The 20,123-nt window shown below is 65.4% G+C and carries 19 protein-coding genes; 17 read left to right on the top strand and 2 right to left on the bottom strand.

Going from position 1 to position 20,123, the window contains the following annotated elements; translation table 11 throughout:
• Positions 1 to 485 precede the first annotated feature (485 nt).
• The 6 genes from BEN47_RS05765 (at position 486) to BEN47_RS05740 (ending at position 6,139) form a co-directional block, all read left to right on the top strand.
• The gene (locus tag BEN47_RS05765; protein WP_070726125.1) at positions 486 to 1,304 is read left to right on the top strand and encodes an AraC family transcriptional regulator; all 819 of its coding nucleotides are present in this window, start codon (positions 486 to 488) and stop codon (positions 1,302 to 1,304) included.
• 127 nt (positions 1,305 to 1,431) lie between these two features.
• Positions 1,432 to 2,199, top strand: coding sequence for a hemerythrin domain-containing protein (locus tag BEN47_RS05760; RefSeq protein WP_070726046.1), 768 nt, complete (start codon positions 1,432 to 1,434; stop codon positions 2,197 to 2,199).
• An 8-nt stretch (positions 2,200 to 2,207) separates the two neighbouring features.
• The gene (locus BEN47_RS05755) at positions 2,208 to 2,645 is read left to right on the top strand and encodes a DoxX family protein (protein WP_070726044.1); all 438 of its coding nucleotides are present in this window, start codon (positions 2,208 to 2,210) and stop codon (positions 2,643 to 2,645) included.
• Between the two features lie 105 nt (positions 2,646 to 2,750).
• On the top strand, positions 2,751 to 3,845 hold the full coding sequence (gene chrA, locus BEN47_RS05750; protein WP_083322152.1) for a chromate efflux transporter: 1,095 nt from the start codon (positions 2,751 to 2,753) through the stop codon (positions 3,843 to 3,845).
• An 83-nt stretch (positions 3,846 to 3,928) separates the two neighbouring features.
• The gene (locus BEN47_RS05745) at positions 3,929 to 4,774 is read left to right on the top strand and encodes a chromate resistance protein ChrB domain-containing protein (RefSeq protein ID WP_070726040.1); all 846 of its coding nucleotides are present in this window, start codon (positions 3,929 to 3,931) and stop codon (positions 4,772 to 4,774) included.
• Between the two features lie 339 nt (positions 4,775 to 5,113).
• On the top strand, positions 5,114 to 6,139 hold the full coding sequence (locus BEN47_RS05740) for an extracellular solute-binding protein (protein ID WP_070726037.1): 1,026 nt from the start codon (positions 5,114 to 5,116) through the stop codon (positions 6,137 to 6,139).
• Here BEN47_RS05740 and BEN47_RS20825 read toward each other — a convergent pair.
• Positions 6,114 to 6,296 carry a hypothetical protein gene (locus BEN47_RS20825; RefSeq protein WP_125921524.1) on the bottom strand — a complete coding sequence of 61 codons (183 nt, stop codon included), beginning with the start codon at positions 6,294 to 6,296 and terminating at the stop codon, positions 6,114 to 6,116. The genes BEN47_RS05740 and BEN47_RS20825 overlap by 26 nt on opposite strands.
• On the opposite strand from BEN47_RS20825, the gene BEN47_RS05735 reads away from it, so the two are divergent.
• The 4 genes from BEN47_RS05735 to BEN47_RS05720 all read left to right on the top strand — a co-directional run bounded on the left by BEN47_RS05735 (position 6,296) and on the right by BEN47_RS05720 (position 11,416).
• Positions 6,296 to 7,666: an ABC transporter permease gene (locus BEN47_RS05735; protein ID WP_070726035.1), complete on the top strand. Its 1,371-nt coding sequence runs from the start codon at positions 6,296 to 6,298 to the stop codon at positions 7,664 to 7,666. The two genes, BEN47_RS20825 and BEN47_RS05735, sit on opposite strands and share 1 nt — an antisense overlap.
• Positions 7,645 to 8,376: an ABC transporter ATP-binding protein gene (locus BEN47_RS05730; RefSeq protein ID WP_070726033.1), complete on the top strand. Its 732-nt coding sequence runs from the start codon at positions 7,645 to 7,647 to the stop codon at positions 8,374 to 8,376. Before BEN47_RS05735 ends, BEN47_RS05730 begins: the two co-directional genes overlap by 22 nt.
• Before the next feature lie 55 nt (positions 8,377 to 8,431).
• Positions 8,432 to 9,070, top strand: coding sequence for a 3-keto-alpha-glucoside-1,2-lyase-like domain-containing protein (locus BEN47_RS05725; RefSeq protein WP_125921523.1), 639 nt, complete (start codon positions 8,432 to 8,434; stop codon positions 9,068 to 9,070).
• Between the two features lie 153 nt (positions 9,071 to 9,223).
• Positions 9,224 to 11,416: a DUF5916 domain-containing protein gene (locus BEN47_RS05720; RefSeq protein ID WP_158010870.1), complete on the top strand. Its 2,193-nt coding sequence runs from the start codon at positions 9,224 to 9,226 to the stop codon at positions 11,414 to 11,416.
• Between the two features lie 185 nt (positions 11,417 to 11,601).
• Here the strand turns inward: BEN47_RS05720 and BEN47_RS23015 are convergent, their stop codons facing one another.
• Entirely contained in the window at positions 11,602 to 11,901 is a 300-nt protein-coding gene (locus BEN47_RS23015; RefSeq protein ID WP_438830498.1) for a transposase, read from the bottom strand.
• Between the two features lie 828 nt (positions 11,902 to 12,729).
• Between BEN47_RS23015 and BEN47_RS20125 the strand changes: the two genes are divergently transcribed.
• The 7 genes from BEN47_RS20125 (at position 12,730) to BEN47_RS22615 (ending at position 20,123) form a co-directional block, all read left to right on the top strand.
• Positions 12,730 to 13,188: a chromate resistance protein ChrB domain-containing protein gene (locus BEN47_RS20125; protein WP_239691512.1), complete on the top strand. Its 459-nt coding sequence runs from the start codon at positions 12,730 to 12,732 to the stop codon at positions 13,186 to 13,188.
• 11 nt (positions 13,189 to 13,199) lie between these two features.
• Positions 13,200 to 13,865: a hypothetical protein gene (locus BEN47_RS05700; RefSeq protein ID WP_125921522.1), complete on the top strand. Its 666-nt coding sequence runs from the start codon at positions 13,200 to 13,202 to the stop codon at positions 13,863 to 13,865.
• A 100-nt stretch (positions 13,866 to 13,965) separates the two neighbouring features.
• Positions 13,966 to 15,003 (top strand): DUF1259 domain-containing protein, encoded by a 1,038-nt coding sequence (locus tag BEN47_RS05695; protein WP_083322149.1) that lies wholly within the window; start codon positions 13,966 to 13,968, stop codon positions 15,001 to 15,003.
• 136 nt (positions 15,004 to 15,139) lie between these two features.
• Positions 15,140 to 16,519: a TolC family protein gene (locus BEN47_RS05690; RefSeq protein WP_070726027.1), complete on the top strand. Its 1,380-nt coding sequence runs from the start codon at positions 15,140 to 15,142 to the stop codon at positions 16,517 to 16,519.
• Positions 16,520 to 16,532: 13 nt separating this feature from the next.
• A complete protein-coding gene (locus tag BEN47_RS05685; protein WP_070726025.1) occupies positions 16,533 to 19,715 on the top strand; it encodes an efflux RND transporter permease subunit in 3,183 nt (1,060 codons plus the stop codon).
• Positions 19,705 to 19,893, top strand: a complete 189-nt coding sequence (locus BEN47_RS21330) for a hypothetical protein (RefSeq protein WP_070726023.1) — start codon at positions 19,705 to 19,707, stop codon at positions 19,891 to 19,893. Before BEN47_RS05685 ends, BEN47_RS21330 begins: the two co-directional genes overlap by 11 nt.
• Positions 19,872 to 20,123 (top strand): hypothetical protein, encoded by a 252-nt coding sequence (locus tag BEN47_RS22615; RefSeq protein WP_070726021.1) that lies wholly within the window; start codon positions 19,872 to 19,874, stop codon positions 20,121 to 20,123. Before BEN47_RS21330 ends, BEN47_RS22615 begins: the two co-directional genes overlap by 22 nt.

The following is a 20,123-nucleotide window of genomic DNA, read 5'->3' as shown; positions in this document are numbered from 1 at the left end:
TTAACAATTCATATAATTTGTAGTATAAATTCCTTGATGAGGAGGTAAACAGGCAATACAGGCATTGTTTAGTGGTGCATACCCCTAATAAATGAAGACTTCGCGACGAGAAGTCTCGGCCGCCCGCTGGGGTAGGAACTGTAGTTCTGGGGAGGCGTTGGGGGTCACCAAGCAGGCCGTGTTTATCCCGGCTAAAAAGGCTGCACGGGGATTTTGGGTGACCACCCGCTCCAGCAGTTGTTTACGGTAGGCCGCGGCCCGTTGCACCGTTGGGCCAAAAGCTCGAAAGACGGTCGTATTCTGAGACGCCTCGCCCGCCACGGATTCAGGTGAACCCAAACCCGGTCGACCACCCAGCCCTACCGTTGTTTTCCGTTCCTACTATTGTGCGACCCCCATTACAGGGTGAAAGTTGCTTCGGAGACCGGCTCGTAATCTGTTAATTTCGGGCCGCCCTGTCCATAGTTGTACCTGTTCTGTTGCGCATGCCCCACCCGCCAGCCATTCCTGTCAAAGACAAGTTTCTGCCCGGCCTGGCCGTGCGCCTGACGCGCATGAAGGAGGTCATCAAAACCACCCGCCCGCACGGCCACAAGCGCTACTACGAGCTGATTTATCTGACCGAGGGCGCGGGCTGGCACTACATCGACTTCCAGCGCTATCCTGTCGCGCCGCATACCTACTACCTGATTTGTCCGGGGCAGGTGCACCACTGGGAGCTGAGCGAGGTGCCCCGTGGCTACGTGCTCATGGTGAAGGAAGAATTCCTGGAGCAGCACCCGGCCCCGGTGGCCCTGGACGAGCTGCCCGCCACCCTGACGCTGGCCCCGGCCACCGACGCGCGGGCCGTGTGGAAGTTGATGGAGCGCGAGTACCAGCAGCCCGACGCGCCCCACGTTGCCGCGGCGCTGGCCGCGTACCTGCACCTGCTGCTGGTGCAGCTCTGGCGGGGGCAACCCAACCCTCAGGTCCGCAGCCATCAGCTCCCCCCTCTGGTACAGGCCTATAAGCAATGCGTGGAGGAAAACTACCGGCGTCAGCACCTAGTGAAGCAGTATGCTGACCAGCTGCACATTACTGCCCGGTACCTGAATTTGCAGTGTCAGCAGGCGCTGGGCCAGCCGGCCAGCCAGATTATTGCCCGGCGTCTGGTGCGCGAAGCCAAGCGCCAGCTGCTGTTCACCGCGAACACCGTGGCGCAGATTGCCGGCGACCTGGGTTTTGAAGACCCGTCGTACTTCAGTAAGTTTTACCGGAAACAGACCGGGCAGTCGCCCGGCGAGTACCGGCAAAGCATTTCCTGATTTTACCCTAAATAGGCACAATAGTACCAGAAAACGCGTAAACAACTGGGCCAATTGTACCGTTTATTAGGCCAAACCTGGGCCTGGAAAGCGTTTCCGGCGGCCCGTGCCTACTAAAGCAAGCGCCATGAACGATTCTGCCGGGCCCGCCGGGGCCGACCGCCGCCAGTTTATTACCCAAAGCGGGCTGCTGCTCGGGGCCGCCGTGGTCGGCTCCTCGTTGAGCCTGCTCGGCTGCGCTGACAACGCCGGCCAGACGGCCGGCGCAGCGGCGCAGGAGCCGGGGAAAGCCGGCGGCGAAAAGGAGGGCGGCGAAGACGTATCCGCCAACGAGGACCTGATGCGCGAGCACGGCCTGCTCAAGCGCGTGCTGATAATGTACGACACGATGGCCGACCGGGTGACCGGCGGCCAGGAGCTGGACCGCGACGTGGCCGCGCAATCGGCCGGCATCATCCGCGAGTTCGTGGAAGACTACCACGAGCGCATCGAGGAGCAGCACCTGTTTGCCCGCTTTCTCAAAGCGGGCAAGATGACTGAGCTGGTCAACACCCTGCAAGTGCAGCACGACCGGGGGCGCATCCTCACCAGCCGCATGCTGCTGGCCCTGAAAGCGCCCCGGCTCTCGAAAGCTGACCAGCAGCAGGTGGTGGCCGATATGCGGCAGTTCTACCGCATGTACACGCCCCACGAGGCCCGCGAGGACACGGAGCTGTACCCCGCCCTGCACCAGCTGGTATCGCGCCACGAGTACGACTCGATGGGCGAGGAATTCGAGAAGATTGAGCACCAGAAATTCGGGCAGGGCGGCTTCGAGCTGTACCTGAGCAAGGTGACGGACCTGGAAAAGAAGCTCGGCACCTGGGACTTAAATCAGTACACCCCTATCATTTAAGATTACCGATGCGTTTTCGTTCCCTGCTCGCCACCCCGCCCGACCCCGCCATCCTGCTGATTCGCCTCGCCGTGGGCGTGGTCTTCCTGTCCGAGGGCATACAAAAATTCCTGTTTCCCGCCGAGCGGGGCGCGGGCCGCTTCGCTAAAATCGGCTTGCCCCTGCCGGAGTTCCTGGGGTCATTCGTCGGCACGTTTGAAATCGTGTGTGGACTGCTGGTGCTGCTGGGGCTGTTTACGCGCCTGGCTAGTGGGCCGCTGCTGCTAATTATGCTCACGGCCATCGCCAGCACCAAGGTGGAGCTGCTGGCCGATAAAGGCTTCTGGGGCATGCTGCACGACAGCCGCACCGACTGGGCCATGCTGCTAGGCAGCGCGTTTCTGCTGATAAAAGGGGGCGGCAAATGGTCGGTGGATGAGCGGCTTGCAGGCGGCAGGTATGACTGAGCCGGCTTCCCCCACCTCCGCCCCAACTTCGCTGCGCGAGCTGGCCGGGCTCTTCCTGCGCCTGGGCTCCACAGCCTTTGGCGGCCCGGCGCCCACGTTGCGCTAATGGAAGAAGAGGTGGTGCGCCGCCGCGGCTGGCTCACCCAGCAGCAGTTTCTGGACCTGCTGAGTGCCGCTAATCTTATACCCGGCCCAAACTCCACCGAGCTGGCCATTCACATCGGCTACGAGCGGCGCGGCTGGAAGGGGCTGCTGGTGGCCGGCACCTGCTTTATCGTGCCGGCCATGCTGCTGGTTATGGCCTTTGCCTGGGCCTACGTGCGCTTCGGCACGCTGCCGGCCCTCACGGGCGTGCTCTACGGCGTGAAGCCCGTGATAGTGGCCGTGGTGGCGCAGGCGCTCTGGAGCCTGGGCAAATCGGCCCTGCGCACCTGGCCGCTGCGGCTGGTGGCCGGGGCGGCCCTCGGGCTGGGTTTGCTGGGCGTAAACGAGTTGCTGCTGCTTTTCGCGGCGGGCCTGGCCACCGGCGCGCTGCGCTGGCCCACGCTGGCGCACCGGCAAGTGCCGCCGGCCCTGCTGAAGCTGGTGGGCGCGGTGGCGGCGCTGGCGCTGCTGCCGCTGCTCGTGGGCCTGGGCTCGGGCACCGCGCCGACTGGGGCGGCGGCCCCGCTGGGGCTGCTGCCGCTGGGGCTGGCCTTCGTTAAAATCGGCTCGGTGCTCTACGGCAGCGGCTACGTGCTGCTGGCCTTCCTCGACGCCGATTTGGTGCAGCGCTTCCACTGGCTCAGCCAGGGCCAATTGCTCGACGCCGTGGTAGTGGGGCAGGTAACGCCAGGGCCGGTGTTTACCACGGCCACCTTCGTGGGCTACGTGCTGCAGGGCTGGCAAGGGGCGCTGGTGGCTACGGTGGGCATCTTCCTGCCGGCTTTCGTCTTCGTGGGGCTCAGCATCAAGCTGGTGGCCCAGCTGCGGCAGTCGCCGCTGGCCGGCGCTTTTCTGGATGGGCTCAACGCGGCTTCTTGGGCCCTAATGGCAGCCGTGTCGCTCACGCTGGCCCGCACGGCCCTGCTGGATATTCCCACAGTGTTGCTGGCAGTAGTCAGCGCCTTCCTGCTGCTGCGCTACCAAGTCAACTCGGCCTGGCTGGTGCTGGGCGGGGCCGCGCTGGGCTACGGCCTGCAACAACTGGGAATAGGATGAACCCAGCAACTGGTGCGGGACGCTCATCCGTTGCTGGTCAGGATGGATTACCTTCCGCTTTTGAATATTTTTTAACTGGTTTTATGCAGTGGATTACCCGTGAACGCCCTAAGATTGACCGGCTAGCCTGTGCCTGGCTCATCCTACGTTTCATAGACCCCGCCGCTGAAATTCTGTACGTGCCCAGTGGGGATGTCGTGCCCACGGCCGGGCGCACGGGGGCCATTCCCTTCGATGTGCCCAACGTGGAGTTCTCGCACTATGGACAGGAATGCACCTTCGACTACTTCCTGAAAAAGTACGCCCTCACCGACCCGGCCCTGCACGCGCTGGCCCCCATCGTGCGCGGGGCCGATACCGACAACCACGCGCTGGCCCAACAAGCGGCCGGTCTGTGGGCCATTTCCGCCGGCCTGGCCCACAACATCCGCGACGACCAGCAGCTCTTGCAGCAGGGCCTCGTCCTCTACGATGCCCTCTACAGCTGGGCCCAGCACCTGCAAGGGCAGGCCCACACCCAGCAGCCCGAGGAGCAGCTGCTGGTGCAGGTATATACCGCCTACCTCCAGCAGGCCAAAGACCGCACCGGCCCACCGCCCGCCTGGACCACGCAGCTGCGCGAGGTGATTCAGGACCACCTCGATACCAACCTGAGCTTGCGCCTGACCGAAGCGGCCGACACGGTGCAGGTCAACCCCAGCTACCTCTCCCGGGAGTTCGCGCGCTACTTCGACAACCTCTCCTTTGGCGAGTACATCCGGAAGCTGCGCATCGAGAAAGCCCTGCAGTTGCTCGATACCACCGCGTATTCCTTGGGCGAAATTGCGTACCTGACGGGCTTTTCCGACCAGAGCCACTTCACCCGCATTTTCAAGCAGCACACCGGCCAAAGCCCGTCGGCGTACCGGAAAAAGAAGGCAAAAACGTAAAGATTATACTAAGTGTAAATTTGATACTATTTCGCGGCATTGGACTGCTGTAATATTGCAGCGAGCGGTAATTGCCGGCTCAAGACGGGCTGCTGTGCAACCTGGACGGGGCTGCACTGACAGCGTGACCCTGCGGCAGCCAAGCCGCCCCTCGCCGCAATGGGGCAGGGAGGCCAGGCCTTACTTTACCAAGCTCCGGACCACGAGCCTTCGGTTGCGCCGCCCCAATCGGAAAAACCGGGGGGCTGCTCCGGCAGCACGAACCGTAATGCGAAGCGGACTATTGGCCGCTGGATTACCGTGCGAACTGCGCGGCTTCTTACCTTAACTAACCCGCTCATGCGCCGATACCCCCGTTTTTCGCTGTTTTGTCGGCTGCTGCTAGGCGGCGTGTGGCCAGTACTGGCCGGGTGTGCGAAGCCCACCAACGAGGTTGTTGTGTACACCTCCGTCGACCAGGTGTTTGCCGAGCCCGTGCTGCGCGATTTCGAAAAGCAAACGGGCATTACGGTTCGGCCCGTGTTCGACACCGAGGAAACCAAATCGACGGGCGTGGTTAACCGGCTCATCGCCGAAGCCGCCAATCCGCAAGCCGACGTATTCTGGAGCGGTGACCCCCTGCGGGCCGACTTGCTGAAGCAGCGCGGGATTACGACGGCCTATGCCTCCCCAGCCGCCGCCGACATCAAGCCCCTCTTCAAAGACCCGGCAGGCCATTGGACGGGCTTTTCGGCGCGGGCGCGGGTGCTGCTGGTCAACACCGACAAACTGAGGCCAGCCGATTGGCCCACTTCCATCCTGGACTTGGCCAAGCCCCGCTACCGCAACCAGGTGGCCATTGCCAACCCGCTGTTCGGCACCACCTCCTTTCACGTCGCGGCTTTGTTTGCTCAGTTGGGCGAGGGAAAAACCCAGCAGTTTCTCAGCGATTTGAAGCGCAACGGGGTGGCAGTGGCCGCCTCCAATGGTGACGTGAAAAAGTGCGTGGTGCAAGGCGAAGTAGCCATGGGCCTGACCGATTCCGACGACGCCAACGAAGCCCGCAAGGAGGGCGCCCCCGTGCAGGTGGTATTCCTCGACCAGCAGGGATTCGGCAACCTCATCGTGCCCAATACGGTGTCGCTCCTCAAAGGCAGCCCGCACCCGGACAACGGCAAAAAACTCATCGACTACCTGCTGTCCCGCGAAACCGAGGCCAAGTTGGCCCGCTCCTGCGCCCAGATGCCGCTGCACGCGGGCGTGGCCGTGCCAGCCACCGTGCCGTCCCTGGATAAAATCGTGCCGCTGGCCGTCGACTACGGTGCCACGGCCCGGCTGCTGGAAACCCACAAAACCTACCTCAAGCAATGGGCCGAATCCCGGTAATGCGGCGTCTGCGCCAGCTGCTGGCCGGGCTGCTGGTGGTCGTGGCCATCGGGCCAGTCGTGCTGTTGCTGGGGTCGGCGGCCCGCGCGGGCGGGGTGTCGTGGGACGCAGCATTCGGCGCGGGCTGGCTGCCGCTGCTGGGGCGCAGCGTCGCCATTGCCGCGGCGTGGCCGCGCTGGCCACGGGCTGGGCGGGCTGTTCGGGTTCCTGTTGGCCCGGTTCGACCTGCCGGCCCGGCCGCTGCTGCGGCTGCTGCTGTCGGGCCCCTTGTTTCTGTCGCCCTACCTGCTGGCCGTGGCCTGGTCCGACGGCTTGTACGGCTTGGGCTGGGGCCGGGCGGCGCTGTTTGGCCCGGTGGGCGTGACCGGTGTGCTGACCGTCGTTTACACCCCCCTGGCCGCGTACCTTGTCGGGACCAGCCTCGTCAACCTCAACGCCTCCCTGGAAGAAGCCGGCCAGGTGTTGGCCCCTTACCCGGTGGTGGTGCGCCGCGTCGTGCTGCCCCTGGTACGCCCGGCCGTGGGGTCCTCGTTGGGGCTGATTTTTGTGTTGGCTTTGTCGGAATTCAGCGTGCCGTCTTATTTGGGGGTGTCAACGCTGGTGACGGAGGTCTTCACCCAATTTGCGGCGTTCTACCGCTACGACGTGGCCCTGCTGCAATCGGTTGCCCTGGTAGGGGTGTGCCTGCTGCTGCTCTGGCCGGAGCGGGTGTTTTTGACCCGCACGCCGGTAGTGGCGATGGGCAGCCGCTCGTTTCGAACGGTGCCGGCCGGCCGCCGGGGCCGGTGGTGGGCAACGGCGGGGTTGGGCGCTTACGTGGTGGGCGCCGTGGGGGTGCCGCTGGCCATGCTTATCTGGCAGGCGCTGGGCCGGGGCCTGGCCGACCTGGCCGAAGCGTTCGCGCTGCTGCAACCCACGCTGCTGCCGTCGCTGGGGCTGGCCGCGGCGGGAGCCGCCCTGCTCACCGGCTCTGCCTACGTGCTGGCCCGCACCCAGCTGCCTGGGGCGAACGGGGTGCTGCTGGGGCTGTTTGTGGTGCCCTCCACGGTGCTGGGCATCGCCTACCTACGGTTTTATAATGCCCCCGGCCTGAGTGGCATCTACCACAGTTCCCTCATCATTCTGCTCGTGTACTGGGGCCGGTTTCTGTTCATCCCCGTGCGGCTGCTCGCCGGCGCGCTGGCCCAGCTCTCGCCCACCTTGGAGGAAGCCGCCCGGCTCCTGGGCGCGAGCCGCGGGCAGCGGTTTCGTCGCATTCTGGCCCCGCTGCTAGCCGACGCCTTCGGTACGGCATTTTTGCTCGGCTTTATTCTGTGCCTCAGCGAGCTGTCGACCGTCATTCTGGTGTACCCGCCCGGTACGCAGGTGCTGAGCGTGAAAGTGTTCACCTACATGGCCAACGCCCGCCAGTCCTTGGTGAGTGCGCTGAGCCTGGTGGTCTTACTGATTACCGGCGGGGCCCTGGCCGGGCTGCTCACCCTGCGTCACCTTCTTTTTCCTGCCTCATGGCGCCAGCCCCTTGCATAGCCCTAGTCGCCGCCACCAAACGCTACGGTCCGCGTCCGGTCCTGGACGCCGTCAACCTGAGCGTGGCCCAGGGTGCCTTCGTGAGCATATTGGGGGAGTCGGGCTGCGGCAAAACCACCCTGCTGCGCGTGCTGGCCGGGCTGGAGCCGCTCGACAGTGGCCGGCTGGCCTTGTTCGGGGAGCCGGCCACCGACGGCCCCCGGCTTTTGCTGGCCCCGCACCGCCGGTCGCTGGGGTTTCTGTTCCAGGACCTGGCCCTGTGGCCCCACCTGACCGTCCGCCAGCACTTGGCGTTTGGCTTGGAGGTCCGGCGGATGGACCGCATCCCCGAGCGGACCGCCGACATGCTGGGCCTGCTGGCCATCGAGGACCTGGCCGGTCGCTACCCGCAGCAGCTCTCCGGCGGTCAGCAGCAGCTCGTGGCCCTCGGCCGGAGCCTGGTGGTGAACCCGAAGTTGTTGCTCATGGACGAGCCGTTAGCCAACCTCGACGTCCGGCGGAAATCCCACATCCGAAACCTCATCAAAACCATCGCCACGCAGCGGCAACTGACGGTGGTCTACGTCACCCACGACCACCGCGAAGCCTTCGCCCTCAGCGACCGGATTGCCGTGATGGAGCGCGGGCGGATTATCGAGGAAGGCTCCCCGGACGAATTGCGGCGCTCCACCAATCCCCTGGTGCGGGCCTTCATTGAACCGGACGGCTGACGGTTTGGTAAGCGAGTAGCGTTGCGGTTTTTTTATTCACTTATCACCTATGACCATGAAAAAAAACAACTTACGGCAGGGAATTCTGCTGGCTTTGGCGGCGCTGAGTGTCGCGTGGCAGGTACCGGGTCTTCAAGAAAGCTTCGAAGCGGTGGCGGTCGGGAAATTACCCGCCGAGTGGTCGGCCGTGGTCGGCACCTGGGCCGTGGCTACCGACGGCGCGAACAAGGTGCTCTACCAAACGGCGAAAGGCCGGGGGTCGCAGTTCAACCGGGTGGTGGCCAACCGGTCTGCTTTTCAGAACGGCAGCGTGACGGTCCGGCTCAAGGCCATGGCCGGCAGCGAGGACCGGGGCGGCGGACTCATGTGGCGGTACCGCGACGCCAACAATTATTACGTCGTACGGGCCAACCCCTTGGAAAAGAATGTGGTGGCCTACAAAGTGCAGCAGGGCCGCCGGACGGATTTGCCGCTCGTGGGCCGGGGTAAAACCTACGGCCTGTCCGCCCCGATGGCCTCGAACCGCTGGCACACGCTGAAGGTCACGGCTCAGGGAAACTTGTTCACCGTTTTTTGGGACGGCAAACAGCTGTATCAGGTGCGGGACGACGCGTTCACCGCCGCCGGCAAAGTGGGTCTGTGGTCGAAAGCTGACTCCCAGACGATGTTCGACGACCTGGCGGTGACGCCTTAAACCGCCGGGCGGGCCCTGAAAGCAGCGCCAGGTGGCCGTCCTTGCAGGCACTTTTGCGCGGTTGATAATGGCCCCTGGCGGGGCACTATGAAATGCCACCCGATGCGTATGAGGCCATGTCGTTTGCTCCATTCCGGCCCCCTTTTTACTTGCTTGCTACTGGTTTGGCTGCTCGGGCGGGCCGCCACCAGCCTCGGCCAGGCAGTACCGGCCCGCCCGGCGCCCGCCCTGGCCGCGGCCCGCACGGCCACGCCCATTACCCTCGACGGCGTGCTGGACGAAGCCGCCTGGCAGGGCGCGGACGTGGCCACCAACTTCACCCAGAACTTCCCCTACGACAGCGCCCGCGCCCGCTCCCCAACCGAGGTGCGCGTGCTCTATGACGAGCAGTTTGTGTACATCGGGGCCGTGTGCCACGACACGCTGCCCGGCGACGTAGTGGTGTCGTCGCTGCGGCGGGATTTCAGCAGCGTGTCGGATTTGTTTGAGGTGTACGTGGACCCCTTTGAGGACCGCACCAACGGGTTTGCGTTCGGCGTGAACCCCCTGGGCGTGGAGCGCGAGGGCCTGATTGCCCGCGGCACGGAGCTGAGCCTGGATTGGGACAACCGCTGGTTTTCGCGCGTGACGCGGCAGCCGGGCCGCTGGACGGTGGAAATGGCCATTCCCTTCAAAACCCTGCGCTACCGCGCCGGGGCCACGGCCTGGCGAATGAACTTTGCCCGCGTCGACAACAAGCGCAACCAGAAATCGACGTGGGCACCCGTGCCGCGCAACTTTCCCCTGCACAGCCTGGCTTTCGGCGGCGAGGTGCGCTGGGCCGGGCCGCTGCCCCGCCGCGGCACGCCGGTGTCGCTCATTCCCTACCTGACGGGCGGGGCCCGGCGCGACCAGGAAAGCAACGGCCCGCTCAACTTCCCGCGCAACGCCGGGGCCGACGCCAAGGTGGCCCTCACCTCGGCCCTGAACCTGGATTTGACCGTGAACCCGGACTTCTCGCAGGTGGAAGTAGACCAGCAGGTGACCAACCTGAGCCGGTTCGAGATTTTCTTCCCCGAGCGGCGGCAGTTCTTTCTGGAAAACAGCGACTTGTTTGGCCGCTACGGCTTCGAGAACATCAACCCCTTTTTCTCGCGCCGCATCGGGGCCACCGAAGACCCCAGCACCGGCACCTTCCGCCAGACGCCCATCTATGCCGGGGCCCGGCTCAGCGGGCGCCTGAATGACAAGTGGCGGGTGGGGCTGCTCTCGATGCAGGCCGCCCGCGACGGGGCCCTGCGCCTGCCGAGCACCAACTACGCCGTGGCGGCCGTGCAGCGCCAGGTGTTCAGCCGCTCCAACGTGGGCCTGCTGGTGGTGAGCAAGCAGGCTGTGCAGGATTCGAGCGGGGAAGTGGGCCTGCGCGGCCGGCCCTACAACCGCGTGGTGGGCCTCGACTACAATCTGGCCTCGGCCGACAACCGCTGGACGGGCAAGTTCTTCTACCACCGCTCGTTCACATCTGGCAAGGGGGGCACCGACGAGCATGCCGCCGCGGCCTACCTCAACTACGACACCCCGACCTTCTACTTGGAAATTGGCCAGGAATACGTGGGCCGCGACTACCGGGCCGAGGTGGGCTACGTGCCGCGCACCAACTACTGGCGTCTGGAGCCCGGCACCGGCTACTACTTCTACCCCCGGCGCAACCGCGTGGTGAACAGCCACGGCCCCTACGTCGGCACCGACCTCATCACCACGCGCACGCTCTCGCGCACCCTCGACCACGACATCGACCTGGGCTACATTATTCGCTTTCAGAACACCAGCCAGTTCCGGTTCTTCCTGCGCTACGACTACACCTTTCTCTTCGACGCCTTCGACCCCACAAACACCGGCGGCCCGGAGCTGCCTACCGGCACGGCCTACACCTACCGCAGCCTGCGGGTGCGTTACGAGTCCGACGCCCGGCGGCGGCTCAACGGCACGGCCTTTCTGCGCGTGGGCGAGTATTTTAACGGCCGCATCACGGCCCTGAGCGGGCGGCTCACCTACCGGGTACAGCCCTACGGCAGCGTCTCGCTCGAATACGCCCTCAACCGCCTCGTGCTGCCGGCGCCCTACGCCTCGGCTACCCTAGTGCTGCTCGGGCCGCGCCTCGACGTGTCGTTTTCGCGCCAGCTGTTTTTGAGCGCCACCGCGCAATACAACAGCCAGCGCCGCAACCTCAACACCAACCTGCGCCTGCAGTGGCGCTTTCGCCCGGTGTCGGACCTGTTCATCGTCTACACCGACAACTATTCCGACCGGCTGCTGGTAAAAAACCGGGGCGTGGTGGTCAAGCTCACGTACTGGCTTAATCTGTAAGCCGATGCGGCCCGGAAGGGGCCCGGCTTGAGGGTGCTGCGCAACGCCGGAATGCGCCCATTTGCTGAGGCCAGGCCATAAAAATTATACTTAGAGCCTATCCCAAATGGCGGTCATGCAGAGCATGACGTTTTATTGGCTTCAACAGTCTTTTGGGATAGCCTCTTATTAGGTTGTGCGGACAATTAACGGAGCCAGAGCAGGGTGGCCGCGAAATGCGGCATCCCCAAAAAGCTGTTGGCTGTTTTGTCGTAGCGCGTGGCCAGGCGGCGGAACTGTTTGAGTCGGCTGAAAAAGCGCTCGACTTTGTTGCGGTCGCGGTACAAATTCTGGTCGATGCAGCGTTCGACGCGCCGGTTTTTCTTGCTGGGAATCACGACCTGCGCGCCGAGGGCTTTCACGCCGGCCACCACGGCGTCCGTGTCGTGGCCTTTGTTGCCCAACACGTTGCCCGTGCCCGGCACGGCCGCCAGCAATTCGACCACCCGCTGGCAATCAATCCACTTGCTGGCCAGGGCCGAGCAGTAGGTGCAACGGGTTGCCCAAAGCGTCGACCAAAGCGTGGATTTTGGTGGTCAGCCCGCCCCGGCTGCGCCCCAGGACCTCGTCGCCGACGCGGCTTTTTTTTGGCTGCCCGCCGCCTGCGCGTGAGCCCGCACGATGGTCGAATCGAGCATCAACCAGTCCAAATCGGGCTCCTGTACCGCTTCAAACAGCCGTTTCCACACGCCCGTTTGGACCCAGCGCCGGCACCGCTTGCGCTGCGTGTCGGCCTAGCCGAAGCGGGCCGGCAACGCCCGCCAAGCCGCGCCGTGCAACCCAAAGCACCGCGTTCAAAAACAGGCGGTTGTCGTCCGCCGTGCGCCCCACATTCCCGGCTTTGCCTACTAAGTGTGGAGCCAGCAGGCCCCAGGTGCGGTCACTGATTTCGTCTAACTTGTTCACGAACCCAAAGATAATTGTCCGTACAACCTAGTAAGGAAAAACGTTCTGTTTTCCGGGCTGGACGCGCCGTAGGTTTGCCGCAGGTCGGGGCCACTGCCGGGAAAAAGGAGACAAAAACGTAAAGATTATACCAAGTGTAAATTCGATGCTATTTCGCGGCCTTTCGCGGCCGTAACCTTGCAGCCGGTAAGCCGGGAACCTCCCCCGCTCACCGGCTGCGAAGCGCCGTAGGGACTACCGGTCCCCGCGTGGCAGCAGCAGTGATGAGCCGGCGGGCTTCCCGCCGGTGTCCTTAGCGCGACCGAATGCTGCGATTCCTGTTTGCGAGAGCCTTTCTCCTGTTATGTACCTTACCTGGCCTGGCCCAAGTGCCCACGCCGTCGCCGGGGTCCGTTTCCCTACCCCAGGCCCTAAAGCTGGTCCAGGCCAACTTTCCGCAGCTGCGCGCCCGTCAGCAGCAGGTAACGGTGGCCGACAACCGGCGGCGCGTAATTCAGGCCGAAGCCCTGCTGCCGGCTATCCCCTACGACATTCCCGGCGCGGAGTACTCGCACGAGGGGGACCGGTGCACCTTCGACTTCATTCTGAAAAAGCACAACCTCACCGACCCGGCCCTCCGGCAACTGGCCCTTATCGTGCGTGGGGCCGACACCGACCATTTCGAGCTGGCCCCGCAGGCGGCGGGCCTGTGGGCCATTTCCACCGGCCTGAGCTACAATCACGCCGACGACGCGCAGCAGTTAGCCATTGGCCTGCACCTCTACGAGGCCCTCTACAGTTGGGCCAAGCACGGGCAGGCGGAACGGCACACGTGGACCCCATCCTAAAAGTGCTAGCAATGAAAAACGCGTGGGCCCTGCTCGTCGTACCGGTTGTCTTGTGTGCATGCGGATCGGAAAAAAGTCGGTGGCTGACCGCCTACCAGCAAACGAAATGCGCCCACGCCCGCTTGCAGGTGCGGGTGCAACAGGCCCAGGTCCGGGCCACGGCACCCGAACGGGTGCTCCGCCACCGGCTTGCCGGGCAGCAGGCCGCCACGGTAGCGGTGTTCGCCGCGCAGTTCGCGGCGCTGGGAGCCGACAGCGCTACCGGGCAGCGCCGCTACCAGCAGGCCTACCGCCAACTCACCGACGCGCAGAGCGAGCGGTATGGCCACGTCTCCACGCCCGGCTATGCGCGGGCCCTCGCCGACTTGGTGCAGGCCCGCGACCACACGATTCAGGCCAGGCAAGTCCGGCGGCAAACCCTCCAGCACCGCTTGCGCCGGACGCCGGGTTATGCCGCCCGGCATCGGCAGGTGGCCGCCCTGGACAGCAGCATTCGGGCGCAGGGTGAGCGCGTGGCAACGCGTTACCGACCGCCGATGGACAGTCTGCAGCAGGGCCTGAACCGGCAGGGCCACGAATACCATGCCCTACGCCAACGCCTGGATGCCGTACAGCAAACAGCGCTGGCGTCCCAGCGCGACCGGATTCGGCGCTCACCGTGCCAGCCAGTGGAATAACGTGCGCCGGCCCCGGTGCTCCCGCAGTGCCGGACTGTTGAACCAGTTTAAGCCGCTTCTTCTGTTTGTAATTAGTCTAATTTTTAAAAAATCACTCCCCATGAACGATTCCATCTCCCGCCGCGACGCCCTGCGCGCCACCGCCCTGCTCGGCGCCACGTCCCTGCTGAGCCTTGATGACACCCTGGCCGCCGTATCGGCCCCGCCCAAAGGCAAAACCCCCGCCCTGAGCGCCGCCGACCAAGCCGCCATTGACGCCGCGCTGGGCAAGAAGGGCACCTACAACGAAGCCCAGGCCACGCACCTGGTTGGCCTGCCCCGCAACGACCTGAAGATGAAAATCAAAGGGGAGCCCGTTCCCATTGCCTTCGGCTTCGGCGGCTGGGTGGCCATTAAGCACACTTTGGATGGCAAGTCGGCCATGCTCATGAGCGACACGGTGCTGCTGCAGGAAGAAGTAAACCCGCTCATATCGGCCGCGCTGGCCCAGGGGCTGGAAATCGGGGCCGTGCATAACCATTTTTTCTATGAGGAGCCCCGCATCTTCTACATGCACATCCACGGCATGGGCAGCCCGGCCGAGCTGGCGCAAAAGTTTGCCGCCGCGCTGAAAGACTCCAAGCTGCTGCCGGCTAACCAGCCCCAACCAGCCGGTGCGCCCGCGGCTGCGGCGGGCAACAACGCCACCCCCGCGGCCGGGCCGCCCACGGGCAAGGAGCTGTTCAACCTGCCGGCCCTGGATAAGATTACCGGCAAACAAGGCACCGTGAACGGCCCCACTTACAAGTACACCGTGGGCCGCGACGACCTGCAGTCGCTGATGATGGGCACGGAAATGACGGCCGCCATTGGCCTGAATTCCTGGGCCGCTTTCGCCGGTAAGCAGGCCGACGCCCACATTGCCGGTGACATCGCCATGCTCGAAGCGGAGGTGAATCCGGTTATCAAAGCGCTGCGCGCCCACAACCTGGAAGTGGTGGCCGTGCACAACCACATGCTCTTCGATGAGCCGCGCATGATGTTTCTGCACTACTACGGCCGTGGCCCGGCCGCGCAGCTAGCCACCGGCTTCCGCGCCGCCCTCGACCAGCTAGGCAAAGCAAAAGCTCCCGGCATGAAGGGTGCCATGAAGCACTAGAAGCTTGCCAGCAGGATACCAGCCCGTTGGGGCACCAGCCGTCCGGGTCGGAGCAGGTCAAAAAAGAAGAGACTTCTACGCTTTGCGATTCAAGCAAATTTGCTTTTCATCCCCTGATTCCTATTACAACGTGCCTATGCGCTTGTTTTTTCTGTTGATAGTCCTGCTGCCGGGTACTGGGGGGCATTTTTGCCAGGCCCAGGCCCCGCCGACGGGTTATTCCCTGGCCCAGGCCCTAACCGTGGCTACGGCCCAGTACCCGAGCCTGCAGGCCAGCCAGCGCGAAACCCAGGCCGCCCAGCGGCAGGTGGCCGTGGCCCGCAACACGCTGCTGCCCGAGCTGAACGTGGCCTACCAGGCCAACGTAGCCACCTACAACAACATCACCGGCATGCTCTACCCGCAGTATGTGCTGCCCATCAGCGGCCCGCCGTCCACGGCCAACCGCAATGATGCTGTCGTGGGCAGCGCCGCCAGTGCCCTGCTCACCTGGTCGCCGCTGACCTTCGGGGCGCGGGCGGCCGATATCGGCCTGGCCCAGGCCCAGGTCCGCACGGCCCAGGCCAACGAGTCGGTGACGCTGCTCAGCCACCAGGTGCGGGTGGCCGACGCCTACTTCGATTTGCTGCTGGCCACCGACCTGGTGCGGGTGTACGCCCAGAACACCCGCCGCACCGAAACCCTGGCCCGGCAAGCCAACGTGCTGGTCATAAATGGCCTACGCCCCGGCGTGGACTCGGCCCAGTTCAACGCCGAAGTGTCCCGCGCCCAGGTCGATTTCCTCACGGCTCAGCAAAGCCGCGAAGCCGCCGCCATTCGACTGAGCGAGCTGCTGGCCTTGGCCACCGGCGAGGTCACGGCCACCGACACCACCCTGCTCACCCGCCTGCCCCCTGCTGCCGACCCGGTGGCCGCCGACACCGCCACCCATCCCTACCTGCTGGCGGCCCGGCGGCAGGTGGAAGCCAGCAGGCAGCGCCGGCAGGTGATTCAGCGGGCCGTGCTGCCCAAGCTCAGTTTCTGGGGCACGGGCTACGGGCGCGGCTCAGGCATCAGCGCCACCGGCGAGGTGAACAGCAGCGACGGCTGGCGGCTGAGCCGCACCAACTACGGGGCGGGCTTCCAGTTGGCCTTGCCGGTGCTCAGCTACCCCCAGGTGCGGGTGCGGGCCCAGCAGGAGCAGTTCCTGACCCAGGCCTACGAGGCCCGCCTGCGCGAAACGGGTTTGCAGGTGAGCAAGCAGCAGCAGCAGGCCCAGGCCGCGCTGCGCAGCCGCCTGCTTATTGCCCGCCAGCTGCCCCGCCAATTAGGGGCCGCCCGCTTCGCCTACCGCGCCCAGCAGACCCGCTACGAAACCGGCCTGGTCAGCGTCACCGACGTGGCCCAGGCCCAGTACGCGCTGGTGCGGGCCGAAGTGGACGCCCGCGCCGCCACCGCCCAGGCCTGGAAAGCCTACCTGGCCCTGGCCGCCGCCCGCGGCGACGTGAACGAGCTGCTGCGTCCGGTTCAACCCTAATTCCCGTGCTGCTATGCTAAAACTGATTTCCGCCGCCCTGCGCCAGCCCATTACCGTGCTGGTCGTGATGCTGGGACTGGTATTTTTCTCGACGCTGGCCGTGCGCCGGATGCCGATTGACATCTTCCCCAACCTGGGCCTGCCCACCGTGTACGTGGCCCAGCCCTACGGCGGCCTCTCGCCCGACCAGGTGGAGGCCCTGATTACGTCCTACTACGAGTACCACTTTCTCTACGTGGCCGGCATCAAGTCCGTCGAGTCCAAGTCCATTCAGGGCGTGTCGCTGGTGAAGCTGCAATTTCAGGAGGGCACCGACATGGCCCAGGCCATGGCCGAAGTGGTGGGCTACGTGAACCGGGCGCGGGCCTTTATGCCGCCGGGCACGGTGCCGCCCTTCATCACCCGCTTCGACGCGGGCGGCGTGCCCGTGGGCCAGCTCGTGTTTCGCAGCAGCACCCGCACGCTGGGCGAAATCCAGGATTTGGCCCTGTTTAAGGTGCGACCCATGTTCTCGACCCTGCCGGGCGTGTCGGCCCCGCCGCCGTTCGGGGGCAACCAGAAAACGGTGATTCTGCGCGTGGACCCCGACCGGATGCGCTCCTACGGCCTCTCGCCCGACGAGGTGGTGCGGGCCCTGGCCACGGGCAACACCATCACCCCGGCCGGCAACCTGCGGGTGGGCGAGCAGACCCTGCTCACGCCCCAGAACACGACGGTGGACAACATCCAGGAGCTGGCCAACATCCCCCTGCGGCTGGGCAGCGGCACCAGCGTGTACGTGCGCGACATTGCCACCGTGGAGCTGGGGGCCGACATCACCACCGGCTACGCCCTCATCGACGGTAAACGCTCGGTGTACATGAACGTGTCGAAACGCTCGGATGCCTCCACCTGGAGCGTGGTGCAGGCCGTGAAAGCCAATCTGCCCGCCATGCAGGCCGCCGTGCCGCCCGACATTCAGGTCAGCTACGAGTTCGACCAGTCGGGCTACGTCATCAACTCGCTCAAAAGCCTGCTCGTCGAGGGTGGGCTGGGGGCCCTGCTCACGGGCCTGATGGTGCTGCTGTTTCTGGGCGACCGGCGCAGCGCCCTCATCGTGGTGCTCACCATTCCGCTGGCCTTGCTGGCGGGCGTCATCGGGCTTTTCCTGGCGGGGCAAACCATCAACATCATGACCCTAGGCGGGCTGGCGCTGGCCGTGGGCATCCTGGTGGACGAGGCCACGGTGACCATCGAAAACATTCACCGCCACCTGGAAATGGGCAAGCCCCGCGCCCGCGCCATTCTGGATGCCTGCCGCGAGATTGCCGGCCCCAAGCTGCTGATTCTGGTCTGTATCCTGGCCGTGTTCGTGCCGGCGCTGTTCATGTCGGGCGTGCCGCGGGCCATGTTCATGCCCCTCTCGCTGGCCGTGGGCTTCGCCATGATTGCCTCGTTTCTACTCTCCCAGACGCTGGTGCCGGTGCTGGCCAACTGGTGGCTCAACGACCACGCGGCCGATGCGCCGGGCCCCGAAGCCGGGCCGGGCCACGCGGCAGTGCCGGCCCCGCCGGGTCGGTTTGCCCGGTTCAGCGCGGGGTTCGCGCGCCGGCTCGCGGGCTTGCAGCGCCGTCGCGCCCTCGTCATTCCGGCGTACCTGCTGGGCACGTTCGGCCTGCTGGCCCTGGCCTTTCTCAACATCGGCACCGAAGTGTTTCCGCAGGTCGATACCGGCCAGTTTCAGCTGCGCCTGCGCCTGCCCACCGGCACCCGCATCGAGCGCACCGAGGACGCCACCCGCCGCGTGCTGGCCCTGGTCGATTCGCTGGCCGGCCCCGGCCACGTCGAAATCACGTCAGCCTTCGTCGGCACCCAGCCGTCGAGCTACCCCATCAATACCATCTACCTCTGGACCAGCGGCCCGCACGAGGCGGTGATTAAAGTCAACCTGGACCCCGAGGCCGGCCTGCGCCTGCCCGCGTTTCAGGAGCAGCTGCGGGCGGCCGTGCGCCGGGCGTTGCCCGCGGCGGCCATCTCCTTCGAGCCCGGCGATTTGGTGGGCCAGGTGCTGAACCTGGGGGCCAATACGCCGGTGGAAATTGCCGTGCAGGGCAAGAACCTGAGCCAGGGCCGCGCCTACGCCGAGCGCCTTAAAACCAAACTCGAAACCTTACCCGCGCTGCGCGACGTGCAGTTCAGTACCCCGCTCGACTATCCCAGCCTGCAGATTGACATCGACCGGGTGAAGGCCGGGCAGCTGGGGCTGACCGCCGACGCGGTGGGCCGCTCGCTGGTGGCGGCCACGTCCTCCAGCCGCTTCACCCAGCCCAACTACTGGGTCGATAGAACCTCCGGCACGGCCTACCAGGTGCAGGTGGAGCTGCCCCAGTACCAGCTGCGCGGCCCCGCCGACCTGGAAACCGTGCCGGTGCTGACGCCCGCCGGCAGCCCCTCGGTGTACCTGCGCGACGTAGCCGACTGGCGCGAAACGCGCACCGTGGGCGAGTACGACCGCATCAACCAGCAGCGCTACGTCACGCTCACGGCCAACCTGCACGGGCAGGATTTGGGCCACGCCGTGCGCGACGTGCAGGGTCAGATTGCGGCCCTCGGCGAGCTGCCCGCCGGGCTGAAAGTGGTGCTGCGCGGCCAGGCCGACCTGCTGGCCCAAACCCAAAGCGAGCTGGTGGTGGGGCTGGGGCTGGCCATCGTGGTGATTTTCCTGCTGCTCACGGCCACGTTTCAGTCGTTTCGGGTGGCGCTGGCGGTGCTGGCCATGGTGCCGGCGGTGCTGGCCGGCTCGCTGCTGCTGCTCTGGCTGCTGGGCCAGACGCTCAACATCCAGTCGTTCATGGGCTGCATCATGGCCGTGGGCGTGGCCGTGGCCAACGCCATTCTGCTGGTATCCAACGCCGAAATCCTGCGCCGCGACCAGCACGCGCAAGCCGGCTCGGAAGGCGCGCGGACCCGCCTGCGGCCCATCCTGATGACCTCGCTGGCCATGATGGCCGGCATGTTGCCCATGGCCAGCGGCCTGGGCGAAGGCGGCGAGCAAACCGCCCCGCTCGGCATTGCCGTGATTGGCGGGCTGCTGTTTTCCACCCTCAGCGCCCTGCTGGTGCTGCCCCTGCTCTACAGCGCCCTGGTGGAGTCGCGCCCGCTCACCCCCGTTTCCCTGGACCCCGAAGACCCCGACAGCGCCTACTATGGACAATAATTTCGCTTCCCCTTCGCCCGCCCGCTACGCGGCGGTACTGGGCCTGGCCGCCGTGCTGCTCGGTGCGGCAGCCTGCCAGTCGCCCGATAAAGCGCCGGCCGCCGCTGCCCCGCCGGCAACTCCGGCGCTGCCAAAACAGATACACTGGCGGCCCTGGTGCTACGGCCCCAGCAGCTGACCAAGGAAACCACGCTGCCCGGCGAGCTGCTGGCCTACGAGCGGGTGGAGCTGCGCGCCAAGGTGCCGGCCTTCGTGCGCCGCATGGCGGTGGACATTGGCGCGGTGGTGCGCCGGGGGCAGGTGCTGGCCGGTGCACGCCTTGCCGGGCGTAGTAGTCGCGCAGGTAATGGGCAAACTGCAGAATCATGTCGGCCTGGGTGGCCATCATCTTCTCCTGCAGCACGCTGA

The organism is Hymenobacter lapidarius (assembly GCF_001816145.1).
In the GTDB taxonomy this organism is placed as follows: Bacteria; Bacteroidota; Bacteroidia; order Cytophagales; family Hymenobacteraceae; genus Hymenobacter; species Hymenobacter lapidarius.
The sequence above is the reverse complement of the archived record's forward strand: the minus strand, read 5'-3'. Positions and strand labels throughout refer to the sequence as shown.

Coding starts and splice junctions, on each gene's coding strand:
- BEN47_RS05730 (WP_070726033.1), top strand. CDS start 7,645: ATGGCGCCAGCCCCTTGCATAGCCCTAGTCGCCGCCACCAAACGCTAC.
- BEN47_RS20825 (WP_125921524.1), bottom strand. CDS start 6,296: ATGGCGACGCTGCGCCCCAGCAGCGGCAGCCAGCCCGCGCCGAATGCT.
- BEN47_RS05765 (WP_070726125.1), top strand. CDS start 486: ATGCCCCACCCGCCAGCCATTCCTGTCAAAGACAAGTTTCTGCCCGGC.
- chrA (WP_083322152.1), top strand. CDS start 2,751: ATGGAAGAAGAGGTGGTGCGCCGCCGCGGCTGGCTCACCCAGCAGCAG.
- BEN47_RS21330 (WP_070726023.1), top strand. CDS start 19,705: ATGGACAATAATTTCGCTTCCCCTTCGCCCGCCCGCTACGCGGCGGTA.
- BEN47_RS05725 (WP_125921523.1), top strand. CDS start 8,432: ATGAAAAAAAACAACTTACGGCAGGGAATTCTGCTGGCTTTGGCGGCG.
- BEN47_RS05690 (WP_070726027.1), top strand. CDS start 15,140: ATGCGCTTGTTTTTTCTGTTGATAGTCCTGCTGCCGGGTACTGGGGGG.
- BEN47_RS05755 (WP_070726044.1), top strand. CDS start 2,208: ATGCGTTTTCGTTCCCTGCTCGCCACCCCGCCCGACCCCGCCATCCTG.
- BEN47_RS05740 (WP_070726037.1), top strand. CDS start 5,114: ATGCGCCGATACCCCCGTTTTTCGCTGTTTTGTCGGCTGCTGCTAGGC.
- BEN47_RS05700 (WP_125921522.1), top strand. CDS start 13,200: ATGAAAAACGCGTGGGCCCTGCTCGTCGTACCGGTTGTCTTGTGTGCA.
- BEN47_RS05745 (WP_070726040.1), top strand. CDS start 3,929: ATGCAGTGGATTACCCGTGAACGCCCTAAGATTGACCGGCTAGCCTGT.
- BEN47_RS05685 (WP_070726025.1), top strand. CDS start 16,533: ATGCTAAAACTGATTTCCGCCGCCCTGCGCCAGCCCATTACCGTGCTG.
- BEN47_RS05695 (WP_083322149.1), top strand. CDS start 13,966: ATGAACGATTCCATCTCCCGCCGCGACGCCCTGCGCGCCACCGCCCTG.
- BEN47_RS05760 (WP_070726046.1), top strand. CDS start 1,432: ATGAACGATTCTGCCGGGCCCGCCGGGGCCGACCGCCGCCAGTTTATT.